The organism is Alcanivorax sp. VBW004 (assembly GCF_009718865.1).
Classification (GTDB): Bacteria; Pseudomonadota; Gammaproteobacteria; order Pseudomonadales; family Alcanivoracaceae; genus Alcanivorax.
In genome coordinates this window covers 81,284-98,375 of the sequence record NZ_WNHC01000001.1, presented here as the reverse complement: position 1 = coordinate 98,375, position 17,092 = coordinate 81,284, and the positions used below count along the sequence as shown (strand labels likewise).

General features: G+C 58.3%; 14 protein-coding genes. 10 read left to right on the top strand and 4 right to left on the bottom strand.

All coding sequences use genetic code 11. From position 1 onward, the window contains the following. Positions 1 to 134: 134 nt before the first annotated feature. Positions 135 to 3,014 (bottom strand): GGDEF domain-containing phosphodiesterase, encoded by a 2,880-nt coding sequence (locus F1529_RS00480; RefSeq protein ID WP_290519039.1) that lies wholly within the window; start codon positions 3,012 to 3,014, stop codon positions 135 to 137. Between the two features lie 196 nt (positions 3,015 to 3,210). Between F1529_RS00480 and uvrD the strand changes: the two genes are divergently transcribed. Beyond that, positions 3,211 to 5,373 carry a DNA helicase II gene (gene uvrD, locus F1529_RS00475; RefSeq protein ID WP_155136795.1) on the top strand — a complete coding sequence of 721 codons (2,163 nt, stop codon included), beginning with the start codon at positions 3,211 to 3,213 and terminating at the stop codon, positions 5,371 to 5,373. A 125-nt stretch (positions 5,374 to 5,498) separates the two neighbouring features. Beyond that, complete coding sequence (locus F1529_RS00470; protein WP_155131109.1) at positions 5,499 to 6,647, top strand: TRAP transporter substrate-binding protein; 1,149 nt, start codon at positions 5,499 to 5,501, stop codon at positions 6,645 to 6,647. Positions 6,648 to 6,778: 131 nt separating this feature from the next. Here F1529_RS00470 and F1529_RS00465 read toward each other — a convergent pair whose 3' ends face one another. From F1529_RS00465 to F1529_RS00455, 3 genes are read right to left on the bottom strand one after another with little or no spacing between them, the layout of a single operon-like run. Further along, positions 6,779 to 7,174, bottom strand: coding sequence for an acyl-CoA thioesterase (locus F1529_RS00465; RefSeq protein ID WP_007149898.1), 396 nt, complete (start codon positions 7,172 to 7,174; stop codon positions 6,779 to 6,781). 4 nt (positions 7,175 to 7,178) lie between these two features. Beyond that, positions 7,179 to 8,549: a TRAP transporter large permease subunit gene (locus F1529_RS00460; RefSeq protein WP_155131106.1), complete on the bottom strand. Its 1,371-nt coding sequence runs from the start codon at positions 8,547 to 8,549 to the stop codon at positions 7,179 to 7,181. After that, positions 8,549 to 9,109: a TRAP transporter small permease subunit gene (locus F1529_RS00455; protein ID WP_155131103.1), complete on the bottom strand. Its 561-nt coding sequence runs from the start codon at positions 9,107 to 9,109 to the stop codon at positions 8,549 to 8,551. The genes F1529_RS00460 and F1529_RS00455 overlap by 1 nt, the downstream gene beginning before the upstream one ends. 262 nt (positions 9,110 to 9,371) lie before the next feature. Here F1529_RS00455 and F1529_RS00450 point away from each other — a divergent pair, with 262 nt between their 5' ends. From F1529_RS00450 to arsB, 8 genes are all read left to right on the top strand, one after another. Next, entirely contained in the window at positions 9,372 to 10,424 is a 1,053-nt protein-coding gene (locus F1529_RS00450; RefSeq protein ID WP_155136792.1) for a substrate-binding domain-containing protein, read from the top strand. 137 nt (positions 10,425 to 10,561) lie between these two features. After that, positions 10,562 to 11,950 (top strand): phosphate ABC transporter permease subunit PstC, encoded by a 1,389-nt coding sequence (gene pstC / locus F1529_RS00445; protein WP_155131100.1) that lies wholly within the window; start codon positions 10,562 to 10,564, stop codon positions 11,948 to 11,950. A gap of 22 nt (positions 11,951 to 11,972) precedes the next feature. Continuing rightward, positions 11,973 to 13,241: a phosphate ABC transporter permease PstA gene (gene pstA / locus F1529_RS00440; protein WP_155131097.1), complete on the top strand. Its 1,269-nt coding sequence runs from the start codon at positions 11,973 to 11,975 to the stop codon at positions 13,239 to 13,241. Positions 13,242 to 13,267: 26 nt separating this feature from the next. Next, positions 13,268 to 14,161 carry a phosphate ABC transporter ATP-binding protein PstB gene (pstB, locus tag F1529_RS00435; RefSeq protein WP_155131094.1) on the top strand — a complete coding sequence of 298 codons (894 nt, stop codon included), beginning with the start codon at positions 13,268 to 13,270 and terminating at the stop codon, positions 14,159 to 14,161. 24 nt (positions 14,162 to 14,185) lie between these two features. Then, positions 14,186 to 14,899 (top strand): phosphate signaling complex protein PhoU, encoded by a 714-nt coding sequence (gene phoU, locus F1529_RS00430; protein ID WP_007149407.1) that lies wholly within the window; start codon positions 14,186 to 14,188, stop codon positions 14,897 to 14,899. Positions 14,900 to 15,104: 205 nt separating this feature from the next. Next, complete coding sequence (locus F1529_RS00425; RefSeq protein ID WP_007148977.1) at positions 15,105 to 15,422, top strand: metalloregulator ArsR/SmtB family transcription factor; 318 nt, start codon at positions 15,105 to 15,107, stop codon at positions 15,420 to 15,422. Positions 15,423 to 15,466: 44 nt separating this feature from the next. Continuing rightward, the gene (locus tag F1529_RS00420; protein WP_155131091.1) at positions 15,467 to 15,961 is read left to right on the top strand and encodes an arsenate reductase ArsC; all 495 of its coding nucleotides are present in this window, start codon (positions 15,467 to 15,469) and stop codon (positions 15,959 to 15,961) included. Continuing rightward, entirely contained in the window at positions 15,961 to 16,980 is a 1,020-nt protein-coding gene (arsB, locus tag F1529_RS00415; RefSeq protein WP_155131088.1) for an ACR3 family arsenite efflux transporter, read from the top strand. Before F1529_RS00420 ends, arsB begins: the two co-directional genes overlap by 1 nt. The last annotated feature ends 112 nt before the right edge of the window (positions 16,981 to 17,092 follow it).

The window sequence follows — 17,092 nt, the reverse complement described above, 5'->3', positions numbered from 1 at the left end:
ATGAATAATTAATAACGCGCGGGACAACATTGATTGTCCCTGTAAACGCAAGAGGCCGCGCCCTGACTTTGGACGCGGCCTCTTGCGTTTGAAAACCCCGCAGCGCAAACACGCGAGTTATTCATTATTAACTATTAATTATCAATTGCTTTTCGATACGCCTGGGTGTGCAGCAATTCCAGCAACTCGTTTTCCGGCACCGGGCGGCTGAGCAGGTAGCCCTGGATGCTGTCGCAATGCATGTCGCGCAGGATGCTCAGGTGTTCTTCGGTTTCCACCCCTTCGGCGATCACGTTCATCTTCAGGCTGTGGGCCATGTCGATGATGGCGCGGGTGATGGCGGCATCGTCCGGGCTTTTGTCCAGGTCCATGATGAAGGAGCGATCGATCTTCAGGGTGTCCACCGGGAAGCGCTTCAGGTAGCTCAGCGACGAATAGCCGGTGCCGAAATCGTCCAGTGCCAGCTCAATGCCCCGGGTGCGCAGTTGCTGGAGTAGTTCGATGTTCTGCTCCATGTCTTCCATGATCAGGCTTTCGGTGAGTTCCAGTTCCAGCAGGTGCGGGGGCAGTTCGGTGGTGGACAGTACCCGGTCCACGATTTCTGCCACGTTGCCTTTGCGGAACTGGTGAGCGGACAGGTTTACCGATACACAGATGTTGCCCAACCCCTGTTTGTACCACTTGTGGGCCTGGCGGCAGGAGCGCTCCAGTACCAGTTCACCGATGGCGGAAATCAGCCCGGTTTCTTCGGCCAGGGGAATGAAGTCCGCTGGCGGCAGCAGGCCCATGGTGGGGTGCTGCCAGCGCACCAGTGCTTCCACCGAGGTGATGCGGTTGCTGGCCAGCTCCATTTTCGGCTGGTAGTACACCACGAATTCGTTCTTGAAGATGGCCTTGCGCAGGCTGGTTTCCAGGGCCAGCTGTTCCACTGACGCCACGCGCATGTTGCTGCGGTAGAACTGGAAATTATTGCCGCCGCTGCGTTTGGCCTGATACACCGCCATGTCGGACTGGTTGATCATGCTTTGGGCTTCTTTGGCGGTATCCGGGAACAGGCTGATGCCGATGCTGGCGCCCAGCAGCAGTTCGTGGCCGTCGATCAGGAACGGCTTTTTCATGGCGTTGATCAGTTTCTGGCATTGCTGGCTGATGCCGCTTTCGCCGCCGTGATTCTCCAGCAGCAGGGTGAATTCATCACCGCCTACCCGGGCCAGGGCTTCTTCGCCGCCAGCATGTTGGGCAATACGTTCGGCGGCGGCCTTGAGCAGGCGGTCACCGATTTCATGGCCGAGGGATTCATTGATCGGCTTGAAGCGGTCCAGGTCGATCATCAGCAAGGCCACTTTTTCCCGGTTAAGGCGGGCCAGCGTCAGCGACTTGTGCAGGTGCTCACGGAACTGGGTGCGGTTGGCCAGGCCGGTGAGACGATCGTAGTTGGACAGGAACTGCAGCTGTTGTTCGGTTTCCTTGCGGGTGGTCAGGTCGGACATCATCCCCACATAGCGGATCACCCGTTTCTGCTCGTCACGGACGGCGCTCATCTGCAACCATTCGGGGAAGATTTCGCCGTTGCGGCGGCGTTCGCTGATTTCCCCTTCCCAGAAGCCACTTTCCTGCAGGGCAGTGGTAATGCTCAGGTAGGTGTCCCGGTTGGGCTGAGTCTGCTCTTCTTCGAGGATGCGGCGGCCAATGACCAGGGACTCGGAATAGCCGGTGATCTGTTCAAAGCGGGCGTTCACGGCGAGGAAACGGAACTCTTGATCAAGGATGAAGATGCCTTCCGGGGCGTTTTCGAACACGGTGGCGGCCAGGCGTTGCTGTTCCTGAGCCTGGCGGTCATCGGTGATGTCCCGGCGGGTGCCGATCATGCGGGTGGCGCGGCCGTCGCGGCTGCGGGATACCACCCGGCCTTCATCCTCAATCCAGCGCCAGCTGCCGTCTGCGTGGCGTAGCCGGTAGACCGCGTGGTAGCGGCTGTCTTCGCCCTTGAAGTGCGACACCATGGCGCGGCGGATGCGGGTCAGGTCGTCTGGATGAACCAGGGTTTCCAGGTCGCCGAAGAAATTCTTGAAGTAGGCGCTGTCGTAACCCAGCAGGCGGTCGAAGTTGGTGTGGTAGTTGCGCCCGGTATCCAGCATCCAGTCCCACAGGCCGATGTTGCTGGCTTCCAGCGCCAGTTCCAGCCGTTCACTGGTGGCGGCCAGGGCAGTGTTGGTTTCGCCCAGTGCCTGGGTGCGTTCCTGCACCATGCTTTCCAGCCGTTCGTTGGTTTCCTGCAGCCGCTGGCGGGCTTCCTTGCGCTCGTAGATTTCCTGGGCCAGTTTCTCGTTCAGGGCTTCGGCATCGCTGCGGGCCCGGTTCAGGTAATCAATCAGGGAGCGGTTGCTGGCCTGCAGCATCATCGCCTGGTGGCCGGTGCGGTTGATACGGCGGGCGGCGACCAGGAAGAACAGCCCCAGCAGTGACATCAGCACAACCAGTGAAAACGGATGGTGTTGCTGGGTTTCAGCCAGGCGGGTCACGGCCGGGCCCAGCAGCATCACCAGGTACAGAAATACGGTGGGGAAATGGCTGCTGTAGGCGGCCAGCGCCATGACACTCAGGCCCAGGCCCAGGCAGGCGCAAACCAGCTGCGCGCCCAGCATCTGCGGTGAGAACAGGGTTTCCAGGGGGTTGAACAGGTAGCCGGCCAGGCCGAGCAGTAGCGGCGTGGACAGGGCCAGCCCGGAGAGCATGCGGCGGCAGAACGGCATGGTTTCCTGCGCATCCAGGCGGCGACGGCAATAGGGCAGAACCAGCAGGCGGGCAATCTGTATCACCGCGATGACACCCAGCCAGATGAGCAGGGGCTGGTGGGCAATCGGGGTAAACCAGTAAGCCCAGACCAGGGTAATGGCGGCTGCACTTTCCAGCAGCAACAGGGCGGCAATGCCGCTTAGCAGCAATTGGCACTGTTCATTAAGTACACCGTTGAACGGTGGTACTGGCTGGGATGATGGAGACTGCGAAGACACCGTGAATGCTTCCTCTGGCTCGGGGCCGAGTGTTTTTGTTTTCCAGTTTACCCACAGGTAGGGGGCGAGGGAAACCGACTTTCGTATGAAGCACCGGGAGGAAAGCTGGAAAGCGGGAGAAAGCCGGGCAGGGAGGTGCAAAATGCCTTTGCAGGCGGGCATCACAGGCGAAGACATTCTGCTAAACTTCCGCGCCATGGATGATGTGACTTCCCTTATTGATGGCTTGAACCCGGCCCAGCGCGATGCGGTGGCTGCCGATGACCGACATTTGCTGGTGCTGGCCGGGGCCGGCTCGGGAAAAACCCGAGTGCTGGTGCACCGGATCGCCTGGCAGATCGCCACCGAACAGGCCTCGCCGTTTGGCATTCTGGCGGTGACCTTTACCAACAAGGCCGCCGCGGAAATGCGTGGGCGTATTGAGCAGCTGCTGGATATGTCCGCCGACGGCATGTGGGTGGGCACCTTCCACGGCATTGCTCACCGGCTGCTGCGGGCCCACTGGCAGGAGGCCGGGCTCCCCCAGGGCTTCCAGATCATCGATGCGGACGACCAGATTCGCCTGATCAAGCGGGTGAGCAAGGAACTGGGGCTGGATGAGCAGCGCTGGCCGGCCCGGCAGGCCACCTGGTTCATTAACGGCCAGAAAGATGAGGGCCTGCGCGCCCGTCATATGGATGTGGGCGGCGATCTGTTCGCGCTGACCATGCAGAAGATCTACTTCGCCTACGAAGACGCCTGCGAGCGTGGCGGGTTGGTGGACTTCAACGAAATGCTGCTGCGGGTGCTGGAGCTGTTCCGCGACAACGAGAATCTGCGTGGCCACTATCAGCGCCGCTTCCGGCACATTCTGGTGGACGAATTCCAGGATACCAACAGTATTCAGTACGCCTGGCTGCGGTTGCTGGCGGACGAGAACAATGCGGTCACTATCGTCGGTGACGATGACCAGTCCATTTATGGCTGGCGCGGTGCCAAGATCGAGAACATTCACAAATTCAGTCGTGACTTCCCGGATACCCGCACCATTCGCCTGGAGCAGAACTACCGCTCCACCGGCACCATCCTGAAAGCTGCCAACGCGGTGATCGGCAATAACAGCGATCGCCTGGGCAAGGAGTTGTGGACCGAGGGCGGTGATGGCGACCCGATTCGTCTCTATTCCGGTTTCAACGAAGTGGACGAAGCGCGTTTTATTGCCGGGCGCATGGACAAGCTGTTTCAGGAAGGCACCGCGCGGCGGGAAATGGCCGTGCTGTATCGCTCCAACGCCCAGTCGCGGGTGCTGGAAGAGGCGTTTCTGCAGGCGGGGATTCCCTACCGTATCTATGGCGGACAACGCTTCTTCGAGCGGGTGGAAATCAAGAACGCGCTGGCGTATCTGCGCCTGCTCAGCCACCGCCATGCGGATGCGGCCTTCGAACGGGTGGTGAATACGCCTACCCGCGGCATTGGCAACAAGACTCTGGAAACCCTGCGTGAGGTGGCGCGCCAGCGTAGCGTGTCCCTGTGGGAGGCCGCCCAGGCCGTGGTTGGTGAGCAGTTGCTTAGCGCCCGCGCCATCAATGCGCTGGCCGTGTTCCTGAATCTGATTGCCCAGCTGGAGCAGCAGTGCGAGGGATTGTCACTGGCGGAAACTACCGAACACGTGATCGAAGCCAGCGGCCTGCTGGAATTTCACGGCAAGGAAAAGGGCGAGAAGGGCCAGCAACGACTGGAAAACCTGCGCGAACTGCTTTCCGCTACCCGGGAATTCGGTGACGAGGATGAAGACTCCGAGCTGGATAGCCTCACCGCCTTTCTGGACCACGCGGCGCTGGAATCCGGTGAAGGCCAGGCCGACGCCCACGAGGATGCAGTGCAGATGATGACGTTGCATTCGGCCAAGGGGCTGGAGTTTCCGGTGGTCTTTATTACCGGTATGGAAGAAGGCCTGTTCCCGCACAAGATGTCCAGCGAGGAACCGGGCCGGTTGGCGGAAGAGCGCCGCCTTTGTTATGTGGGCCTGACCCGGGCCATGCGCGAGCTGTACCTGACCCACGCGGAAAGTCGCCGTCTGTACGGCAACGAGAACTACAATCCGGCCAGCCGTTTCCTGCGTGAAATTCCCGCCGAAACGCTGGAAGAAATCCGCGCCCGCGCCGGGTTTAGCCGGCCCATGGGTGGGGCGGCCAGGCCCATTCGGGAAACCGAATCCAACGGCATCAGCCTGGGCGCGCGGGTGCTGCACCCGAAATTCGGGGAAGGCACTATCTTGCACTTTGAAGGGCAGGGGCCGAACGCGCGCCTGCAAATCAATTTTGACGGCGCCGGCACCAAGTGGCTGGTCAGCCAGTACGCAAGGCTGGAAGTGATATAGAGCGGCTGGGCGCCTGATGCATGACGCCGGATGCGTACTCGTCAGGCGTTTGGCGTTTGGCGTCCTGCCCGCGTAAAAACGAAAACGTTGCGGCTCACAGCTGCACTGGATCGGAGGATACTCCATTGGATCGCCGTAAATTTGTTTCTGCTCTGGGTTTAGGGTTGGGTGGCCTGGCACTGGCCGGCTGCGAACAGAAAGATTGCCCGCCGACAGACGAGACGGTGGCGGCACCGCCGGAGCCCGAGAAGAAAGCGCCAAGCCAGCAGACCTACGAATGGAAAATGGTCACTACCTGGCCCAAGAACTATCCGGGCCTGGGCGCAGGGGCGAACCGCTTTGCCAAGCGAGTGGAAGAAATGTCCGCAGGGCGGATCAAGATCAAGGTCTATGGCGCGAAAGAATTGGTGCCGGCTTTTGAAGTGTTCGATGCGGTGCGCCAGGGCAGCGCGGAAATGGGCCATGGCGCCGCCTATTACTGGAAAGGCAAACACCCGGCCACGCCGTTCTTTACCGCTGTGCCCTTCGGCCTAACCGCCCAGGAAATGAATGGCTGGCTGCACCACGGTGGCGGCCAGGAACTGTGGGATGACCTGTATGCCCAGTTCAACCTGAAGCCGTTCGCCTGCGGTAACACCGGTACGCAAATGGCGGGCTGGTTCAACAAGGAAATCAACAGCATTGAGGACCTGAAAGGGTTGAAGATGCGCATGCCCGGCCTGGCGGGAGAAGTGTTGGGCAAGGTCGGCGCTACGCCGGTACAGCTGCCCGGTGCCGAGGTTTTTACCTCCCTGCAAACCGGTGCCATTGATGCGGCGGATTGGGTTGGCCCCTATAACGACCTGACCTTTGGTCTGCAGCGGGTGGCGGAGTATTACTACTATCCCGGCTGGCAGGAGCCCGGCCCGACGCTGGAGCTGACCATCAACAAGAAGGTGTGGGAAGGGTTGCCGGCGGATCTGCAGGCGATCATCCGCTACGCCGCCCAGTCTGAAAACCAGGACATGCTCGACGAGTACACCGCTCGCAACAATGCGGCTCTCGATGAGCTGGTTAACAAGCATGGCGTGAAGCTGCGCCGTCTGCCTGACGATGTGCTCAAGGCCCTGAAAGACGCCAGCGATGAAGTCATCGAAACGCTGGTGGCGGGCAACAAGGAAGCGCGCAAGGTGTACAACTCCTACCGCCGTTTCCGCGACGAGTCCTTGCAGACCATGGCCGTGGCAGAGCAGTCGTATATGAACGTGCGTAGTGAGTTACAAGTTAAAAGTTGAAAGTTCAAAGGCGCGGGTCAGAACGTAGCCATTTGAATACCTTTGTGCCCGCGCTTGACCCATGAAGCGCGGGCACAAAGTCGTTATGTAGCACTCTGCCAGCTCGCGCTTTTCAACTTTAAACTTTGAACTCAGTCCCTCGGCACGGCCCGTGTCCGCCCGGTGTCATCAATGGCCACGAAGGTAAAGTGGCCTTCGGTGACTTTCGACAGGGTGCCGGTGTCTTCGCGCACCCACACTTCCACCAGAATCTGCATGGAGCTGCGGCCGATGTCCTGTAGCTGGGTGTAGCAGCTCACCACGGCGCCCACGGGGACCGGGCGCAGGAAGGCCATGGAATCAATGGCCACGGTGGCCACGCGGCCCCGGGCTTTTTTGCGGGCGGTGACGGCACCGGCCAGATCCATCTGTGATACCAGCCAGCCGCCGAAAATATCGCCGTTCCAGTTGGCGCTTTGCGGCATGGCAATGGTCTGGATGGCAAGGGTCCCAATCGGCTGGGGTGTGTCGTCAGTGTGGTCGGTCATGTTGTTATCCGTAGAGCGTATGCGGCAGCCAGGTGGCCAGTTCCGGGAATAATGCCAGAATGCCCAGCATGATTAATTGTATGGCAATAAAGGGTATCACGCCCTGATAAATGTGCGTGGTTTTTACCTCCGGTGGCGCCACCCCGCGCAAATAGAACAGCGCGAACCCGAAGGGTGGGGTCAGAAACGAGGTTTGCAAGTTCAGCGCGATCATCACGCCAAGCCAGATCGGGTCCAGCCCCATGCCCAGCAGCACCGGTGCCACAATGGGCACCACCACAAAGGTGATCTCGATAAAGTCGAGAATGAAACCGAGCAGGAAAATCAGCAGCATCACCATCACGGTGGCACCGATGACACCGCCGGGCATGGCGGCGAACAGGTTGTGCACCGCTTCTTCGCCGCCGTATCCCCGGAATACCAGCGAAAACAGGCTGGCGCCGATCAGGATCATGAACACCATGGCGGTGACCCGGCTGGTGGCGCGGACCACCTCGCCAAGAATGGTTCGGCTCAGGTGCCGATTGGCGGCGGCCAGCAGCAGAGCGCCGAAGGCGCCGACACCGGCCGCTTCTGTGGGGGTGGCCTTGCCGGTGAGGATGGAGCCGAGCACTGCCGCAATCAGCAGCAGCGGCGGAACCAGGCCGCCCAGCAGGGAGCGCCAGCCCCGGGGGTCGCCGTCAGTGGCCGCGAAGGCCGGTGCCCACTGGGGTTTCCACAGGCTGATTACCACCACATAAAGCAGGTACAGCCCCACCAGAATCAGGCCGGGAATCAGCGCCCCGACAAACAAGTCCCCCACCGACACGGTGTCCAGCGACCACAGGCCCTGTTTGAGCTGGGCGTCCTGGTAGGCGTTGGCCAGCACATCGCCCAGCAACACCAGCGCAATGGAGGGCGGAATAATCTGCCCCAGGGTGCCAGTGGCGCAGATCAGCCCGGTGGACAGCTGCGGCTGGTAGCCCTGGCGCAGCATGGTGGGTAGCGAGAGCAGGCCCATGGTCACCACTGTGGCGCCAACGATACCGGTGCTGGCGGCCAGCAGGGCGCCCACCAGAATGATCGCCAGCCCCATGCCGCCAGGTAACGGGCCGAACAGCTGGCCCATGCTGGACAGCAGCTTTTCCGCTACCCGGGATTTTTCCAGCATTACCCCCATGAACACGAACAGCGGTACCGCCATCAGGGTGCTGTTCTCAATGATCCCGAACAGCCGGTTGGGCACAAAGGTCAGGTCGGAGGGAGAAAAGGTGCCGGTGAGGATGCCGCCGGCCGCAAACAGCAGCGCGGTGCCGCCCAGGGCAAAGGCCACCGGGTAGCCGGTGAGCAACACCAGGCAGACGGCCACAAACATCAGCAGAGGAAGCCATTCCATCACAGGCCCTCCTCCGGATGCGTATCATGCTCGCTGACCCGGGGGGGCGGTGTGGCGCCCAGCAGCGTGAGGCCGTGGCGCAGCAGTTCAGCGATTGCCTGAACGGTCAGCAGGGAAGGAAGGATCAGTAGCAGGGTCTTGAGCAGGTAGACAAAAGGCAGGCCGCCATTGGCGGAGCCTTCCTGCTCGCGCCAGCTGCTGGCCACATAGTCCAGTGACAACCAGAAAATGGCTACACACACGGGCAGTAGCAGGAATACCGTACCCAGCAGATTCACCCAGGCCCGGCCGCGCGGGCTGAAGCGCTGATAGAGCACATCCACGCGGACATGCTCGTCTTCGGCCAGGGTGTAGGCGATGGCCAGCATGAACAGGCCGCCGTGCAGGTAGGTCAGGGACTCCTGCAGGGCGATGTTGCCGATGTCGAAGCCGTAGCGCAGCACCACCACCAGCACCATGCCCAGCACCAGCAGCAGGGCCAGCCAGGCGCTGCCCCGGCCGATGGCCGTGGTAAAGGCGGTTAGCCATTGTTGGCAGTGTAGTAGGCGTTGTTTTGTCATTCTTGTCGGCAAATCGCTGAAAATGGGCATTATACGGAAAACGCCACAGGCAGCACGCATTCAGCGGGGGCGCCTTGCGTGGCGCGGTGACGATGGGTTGTAGCCTAAATTCGCTCTTGCTGTAATGTGGTTGTCACAAACCCTCTCTAGCATGCGCAGTGCTGAAACATGAACTGGCTTGCAACACGCGCAAAACAAACCGGGGTGGATACTTCCAACAAGCGCCGGTGCCAAAACTAGGAGGCTTATTGTGAACGTTAAAATGAAAGCAACACTGGCAGGTGCCGCTGCTGCTCTGGCCATGGCCAGCGTACCGGGTACTGCGATGGCTCGTGACACTATTTCCATCGTGGGTTCTTCCACGGTATACCCGTTCGCCACCGTGGTGGCCGAGCGTTTTGGCCGCAATACTGATTTTGCGACCCCGAAAATCGAATCTACCGGTTCTGGCGGCGGCATGAAGCTGTTCTGTCAGGGCGTTGGCCTGCAGCACCCGGATGTGACTAACGCGTCCCGTCGCATGAAGAGCTCTGAGTTTGAGCTGTGCCAGAAGAACGGCGTAAAAGAAATCACCGAAGTTCAGATCGGTTACGACGGTTTGGCCGTTGCCAACTCAGTGAACGCCAAGGACATGGATATCTCCTTGCGTGACCTGTTCCTCGCTCTCGCCAAGGAAGTGCCGAACCCGAACGGTAAGGAAGAACTGGTTGCCAACCCGTACAAGACCTGGAAAGAAGTGAACCCGGCGCTGCCCAACGTGAAAATCGAAGTGGTAGGTCCGCCGCCGACTTCCGGTACCCGTGATTCTTTCAACGAGCTGGGCATTGAAGGGGGCTGTAAGACCTTCCCTTGGCTGAAGGCCATGAAGAGCGAAGACAAGTCCAAGTATAAATCGGTTTGTCGTAGCATCCGTGAAGATGGCGCTTATGTCGAAGCAGGTGAAAACGACAACCTGATCGTGCAGAAGCTGGAGTCCAACCCTAACGCTGTGGGTGTTTTTGGCTACTCTTTCCTGGAAGAAAATACTTCCATTGTTAAGCCAGTGACCATCGGTGGCGTAGCGCCAGGTCCTGAGACTGTGAGCAGCGGCGAATACCCGATGTCCCGTTCCATGTTCTTCTACGTGAAGAAAGCCCACGTGGGTGTGGTACCGGGGATCGAAGGCTACGTGAAGGAATTCACCAGCGAGCGCGCTTGGGGTAACGATGGTTACCTGGTAGAAAAAGGTCTGATTCCTTCTGCTGACAGTGAGCGTGAGAAGTGGGGCAAGCAGGCTAAAAATCTGAAGCCGATGACTGGCAAAGAGTTTAAATAGAACACCGGACGAAAAATAAAAGCAGGGATGCTTTGACCCGGTGATGTAACATCACCGGGTTTTTTCGCCTTAAATGATTTGTTTTTTGCCGCAAGCGCTGCAACGCGTTTGCGAGAAAAAACTCACTGGAGCACCGCATGCAAACCGGTAATCTTTTATTGCTTCTGCTGGTGATGATCGCAGGGGCGTATTACTTGGGCCACCGCCGGGCCCTGATTTTGGCAAGGCCGTTGGGGGGCATTCGTCACCTGCACTCACTGCCATTCTATTTTGCCATGCGTTCGGCTATCTGGAGTGCGTTGCCCGCATTGCTGGTGTTGGCGTCCTGGTTGGCTTTTGAAAACAGCATTATCCGCGCCGTTGTTGTGGGTGGCATGGCGGAGTCAGCGCAGCCGGCAGACCCGGCAGCGATGAATCTGGTGATTAGCCAAATACAAAATGTGGCCTCGGGGGCAATACCGGCAAGCTTCGTGAGTCAGGACGTGGCGCAGGCAGCGGAGCAGCTGAGCCGGTTGCAAAATCTCAGTGGCATGGCAATGACGGTTGTGGTTCTTGTGCTGGCCATGTTGGGGTCCGCCTGGGCCTGGCTGCAGGTGTCACCACGCATGCGTGCGCGCCAGAAAGTAGAGCGCGTGCTGCAAACCATTTTTATGGTATGCGCAACGCTGGCGATTCTTACCACCGTGGGCATCGTGATGTCCGTGCTGTTCGAGTCCATGCAGTTTTTCAGCAAGATCCCGGTAACGGAATTTTTGTTTGGTTTGCAATGGAGTCCGCAGACTGCGTTACGTGCTGATCAGGTGGCGGCACAAGGGGCTTTCGGTGCGATCCCGCTGTTTGTAGGTACCTTGTTAATCTCTGCCATCGCGTTGTTGGTGGCGGTGCCGGTGGGTCTGATGTCGGCGATTTATCTGGCCGAGTACGCCCCGGCCCGTGTGCGCTCATTTGCCAAGCCAGCACTTGAAGTGTTGGCTGGTGTGCCGACCGTTGTCTATGGCTTTTTTGCCGCGCTGACCGTGGCGCCCTTTATTCGCAACCTTGGCGAATCCGTTGGCTTGAGCGTGGATTCTGAGTCCGCTCTGGCCGCCGGGTTGGTGATGGGCGTAATGATTATCCCGTTTGTATCTTCCCTGGCTGATGACGTCATTACCGCCGTTCCCCAGGCACTGCGCGACGGCTCACTGGGCTTGGGCGCAACCCGCTCGGAAACGATCAAGAAAGTGGTTTTCCCCGCCGCTTTGCCGGGCATCATGGGCGGCATTCTTCTGGCGGCGTCCCGGGCGATTGGTGAAACCATGATTGTGGTGATGGCCGCTGGCTTGGCCGCCAACCTGACGATCAATCCGCTGGAGTCGGTAACGACCATCACGGTACAAATTGTCACCTTGCTAACCGGCGACCAGGAATTCGACAGTGCCAAGACACTAGCGGCCTTCGCGCTGGGCCTGATGTTGTTCATTACCACACTGGTAATGAATATGGTGGCATTGCACATCGTGAAAAAATACCGCGAGCAGTACGACTAGGCTGGGCCTGGAGGAATTTGAAATGAGTAAAACGACTGAACAGGTTCGTAAAACGCTGGGCCGCCGTTATCGTGCAGAGAAGCGTTTCAAGGCATTTGGTATCGGTTCCATTCTGATCGGCCTGATGGCGTTGGTGATTTTGTTCACTGACATTATTGGTAAAGGTCATAGTGCTTTCATTGAACATACCGTCACTCTGGACGTTACCTTTGATGCGGCTGTTCTGGAAATCGATGATCCACTGGATCAAGAGCAAGTGCTTTACGGTAATTACAACGGTGCGTTGCGTGAAGCTCTGCGTGAAAAGTTTCCAGGTGTGGACGAGAGGAAAAATTTAAAAGAGCTGTATGGAATAATCAGTAATGGTGCGGGCTACGAGCTGCGCAGCATGCTTGAGGAAGATCCAGCCCTGATCGGGGAGACGCGTACCTTGCGCGTGCAGCTGGATGATGCCGCGGACTTGTTTGTAAAGGGCAATGCGGAGCAGCGCGAAGCTGCCAGGGTATCTGAACAACAGCGCGGTTGGCTGGAAGAGCTTGAGGCCGAAGGCTTGATCGAAATGCGCTTCAACCAGTCATTGTTCACTCGCGGTGATTCCCGTGAGCCGGAGCAGGCGGGTATGCTGGGTGCGATTCTGGGCTCCTTCTTTACCATGCTGGTGACGCTGGGGTTGAGCTTTCCTATTGGCGTGGCAGCAGCGATTTATCTGGAAGAGTTCGCGCCGAAAAATCGCTTTACCGATTTCATTGAAGTCAATATCAACAACCTGGCAGCCGTGCCTTCTATTATCTTCGGCCTGTTGGGGTTGGCTGTATTTATCGGCATTTTCGGCATGCCGCGTTCGGTGCCGCTGCTGGGTGGTGTGGTGCTGACGCTGATGACACTGCCCACCATCATTATTTCCAGTCGAGCGGCCATTAAGGCGGTACCACCGAGTATTCGTCAGGCTGCGATGGGGCTGGGGGCATCCAAGATGCAGGTCGTGCTGCACCATGTGTTGCCATTGGCTCTGCCGGGCATGCTCACCGGTGCCATTATTGGTATGGCTCAGGCTCTGGGCGAAACGGCTCCGCTGCTGATGATCGGCATGGTGGCCTTTATTGTTGAATTGCCAACCGGACCGCTGGATGCGGCCACGGTGCTGCCGGTACAGATTTTCCTTTGGGCAGGCAGCCCGGAGCAGGCCTTTGTGGCCCTGACCTCCGCTGCAATTATGGTGCTGTTGGCGTTCCTGATCACCATGAACACTCTGGCAGTAGTACTGCGCAAGCGCCTTGAGCGCCGCTGGTAACCGGACCGCTAACGAGGATTTTAGTTATGGAAACGGCACAGCAACTGGACAAAAACGTTTTGGGCGCCAATGATCTGCCCAAAGGCATCGTTAATGAAGAGCAAGGTTCAATGACACAAGACACCCCCTATCCGAAAGAAACTGTGGGCCGCCCCTTTGTGGATGACCCGAAAATGCGCCTGCGCGATGTGGAGGTGTTCTATGACGATAACCAGGCGATCCATGGCGTCAGCCTGGATATCGGCAAGAATGAGGTGGTGTCACTGATCGGTCCGTCCGGCTGTGGTAAATCCACGTTCCTGCGTTGTCTCAATCGCATGAACGACACTATCGATATTTGTAAGGTGAAGGGCAGCCTGCATCTGGAAAGTCAGGATCTGTATGACCCCAAGCTGGATGTGGTGGAGCTGCGCGCACGGGTGGGCATGGTGTTCCAGAAGCCCAATCCCTTCCCGAAATCCATTTACGATAACGTGGCCTATGGCCCACGGATTCACGGTCTGGCCAACAAGAAATATGACCTGGACGAAATCGTGGAAACCAGCCTGCGCAAGGCCGGGCTGTGGGAAGAGGTGAAAGACCGTCTGCACGCACCGGGTACCGGGTTGTCTGGTGGTCAGCAGCAGCGTCTGTGTATCGCCCGCACCATTGCCGTAAGCCCGGAAGTGGTGCTGATGGATGAGCCCTGTTCCGCGCTGGACCCCATTGCCACCGCCAAGATCGAAGAGCTGATCAGCGAGCTGAGCGAGTCTTATACCATCGCCATCGTGACTCACTCCATGCAGCAGGCCGCGCGGGTATCGCACCGTACCGCCTATTTCCACCTGGGACGTCTGGTGGAGATGAATGATACCGAGACCGTGTTCACCAAGCCTGAACATGATCTGACGGAAGCCTATATCACTGGCCGCTTCGGTTAACGCGCGGGTAAGGAGAGCAAGAGAATGGACCGTATGCATTTTGGCGAGCATAGCTCGACCCAGTTTAATGAAGCGCTGGAATCTATCCGAAACCACCTGATGGAAATGGGTGGTCTGGTGGAAAAGCAGGTAGTGGATGCATTGCAGGCATTGCTGCAGGCAGATTCAGCGCTGGCTGAAAAAGTGATTGAGACTGAAAAAAAGGTCGATAACCTGGAAATCCTGATCGACGAGCAATGCACTCGCGTGTTGGCATTGCGCCAGCCGGCAGCGTCGGATCTGCGCTTGATTATTGCCGTGTCCAAGGCAGTGTCTGATCTGGAGCGCATTGGTGACGAATCGGCCAAAATTGCCCGCATGGGGTTGCAGCTGGCCGAAGAAGGCGAGTCACCTCGCGGTTATGTGGAAGTGCGACATATCGGTAACCATGTGCGTAATATGCTGCGTGACGCCCTGGATGCCTTTGCCCGCTTCGACGCCCAGAAGGCCTTGACCGTGGCCGCCGAAGATAATGAAGTGGATATGGAATACGCCAGCGCCATGCGCTCGTTGGTCACCTTCATGATGGAAGATCCACGCTCTATCACCCGGGTGCTGAATATCATCTGGTCTCTGCGCGCCCTGGAGCGCATCGGCGACCATGCCCGCAATATCGGCGAACAGGTGATCTATCTGGTGGAAGGCAAGGATGTGCGCCATATCAGCATCGATGAAATCGAAAAGAAGCTGAAGGAATAAAGGCAGCTACGAGCTTCAAGCGGCGAGCTACAAGGAACACCCGCTCCTACGATCTTTTAAAAGGCCGTGCCTGATCTTCGGGCGCGGCCTTTTTCTTTCCGTCATCGTCATGAAATCGCCCCGCGATGTTGCATGAAGCATGTTGCGTGTCGCGTATCATGTTGCTAATATCCGTATTTCCGAATATACGAATATAAGGTTCGCAATGCTCACGCCCACCCAGCTCTGCAAATGCCTCGGTGATGATATTCGCCTCAGCCTGATCTGCCTGCTGCACGGTCAGGGGGAGGTGTGCGTGTGTGACCTGGTGGATGCCATGCAGGCGCCGCAATCCACGGTGTCGCGTCATCTGGCGCAGTTGCGCCAGTGCGAGTTGGTGGTGGCCCGCCGTCAGGGCACCTGGATGCATTACCAGCTCAACCCTGCATTGCCGGAATGGGCGCAAACGGCCATTGCGACACTGATTGTGCCCGCCCGAGCGGCTTTGAACGTGACGCTTCCCGATCATGCCTGTTGTGACTGAACCGGCTATCGATCCGATTATCGACAAACCAGCGAGACGTACTGATGAATACGCCATTGAATGTTTTGTTTCTGTGTACCGGTAATTCTTGCCGTTCCATTATCGGTGAAGCCCTGGCCGATCACCTTGGGCAGGGGAAATTGCGAGGCTTGAGCGCCGGCAGCATGCCCACCGGCAAGGTCAATGAAAACGCCTTGGCCGTGCTGTCCCGCCATGGTGTGGCAGTGAATAACCCCAGCTCCAAGAACATGGATGATCTGGAAGGCGAGCAGATCGATATGGTGATAACCGTGTGTGATGCGGCCGCGGGTGAGGCGTGCCCGGTATGGCTGGGTGATACGCCCAAGGTGCATTGGGGATTGGCCGATCCGGCCCATGCCACCGGCACCGAAGACGAAATCCAGGCGGCATTTGAAGCCACATACTCTGCGCTTCACGCGCGTATCAAGGCGCTGGGCGAGCTGGATCTGGCAGACATGAATCCGTTGGGGTTGATTGCCTCGGCTCAAAAAATTCACCGGGATCTGGGTGATTCGTAATGCCGTTTTTTGAACGATATCTCAGTGTCTGGGTGGCGTTGGCGATTGTTGCCGGGGTGACTCTGGGTGTGGCCATGCCGGGTGCTTTCGAAGCGGTGGCCGGGTTCGAGTATGCCCATGTGAATCTGGCGGTGGCCGTGTTCATCTGGGTGATGGTCTACCCGATGATGATCCAGATTGATTTCACGGCCATCAAGAAAGTGGGCCAGAACCCCCGGGGATTGCTGCTGACGTTGGTGATTAACTGGTTGATCAAACCGTTTACCATGGCGGCGCTGGGCTGGTTGTTCTTCAAGGTCTTCTTTGCCGGCTGGGTCGATCCACAAACCGCCACAGAGTATATCGCCGGCATGATCCTGCTGGGCGTGGCGCCCTGCACCGCGATGGTGTTTGTGTGGAGCCAGCTGACCAAAGGGGATGCCAATTACACCCTGGTGCAGGTGTCGGTAAATGACATCATCATGGTGTTTGCGTTTGCTCCCATCGCCGGCTTGTTGCTGGGGGTCAGCGACATCACGGTGCCCTGGGATACCTTGCTGTTGTCTGTGGTGCTGTACGTGTTGTTACCGCTGATCGCCGGGTTTATTACCCGGCAATGGTTGGGCAGCGATGAGCGTGTGGCTCACTTTGTAGGGCGCCTCAAACCGGTCAGCGTCATGGGGCTGCTGGCCACGGTGGTGCTGTTGTTCGGCTTCCAGGCCGAAACCATTCTCGCCAAACCCATGGCCATCGTGCTGATTGCCATTCCGTTGTTGATTCAGACCTACGGTATTTTTGTCATCGCTTATTGGGCGGCAAAACGCCTGCGGTTGAAACATAACGTAGCCGGCCCTGCCTGCCTGATCGGCACCAGTAATTTCTTCGAGTTGGCGGTGGCTGTTGCGATCAGTGTTTTTGGTCTGCATTCCGGTGCCGCCCTGGCGACCGTGGTCGGGGTGCTGGTGGAGGTGCCAGTGATGTTGTCACTGGTGGCGATTGTGAATCGTACCTCGCACTGGTTTGAAGAGAGCAATGAATAGTTAATAGTTAACAGCGAAATCAAAACCGTTTTTGATCAAGGATTCGTCGCTCCCACAGAGGCCGTTCGGCCACTTGTGGGAAGCGATGCTTGCATTGCGAAGACGGCCTCCA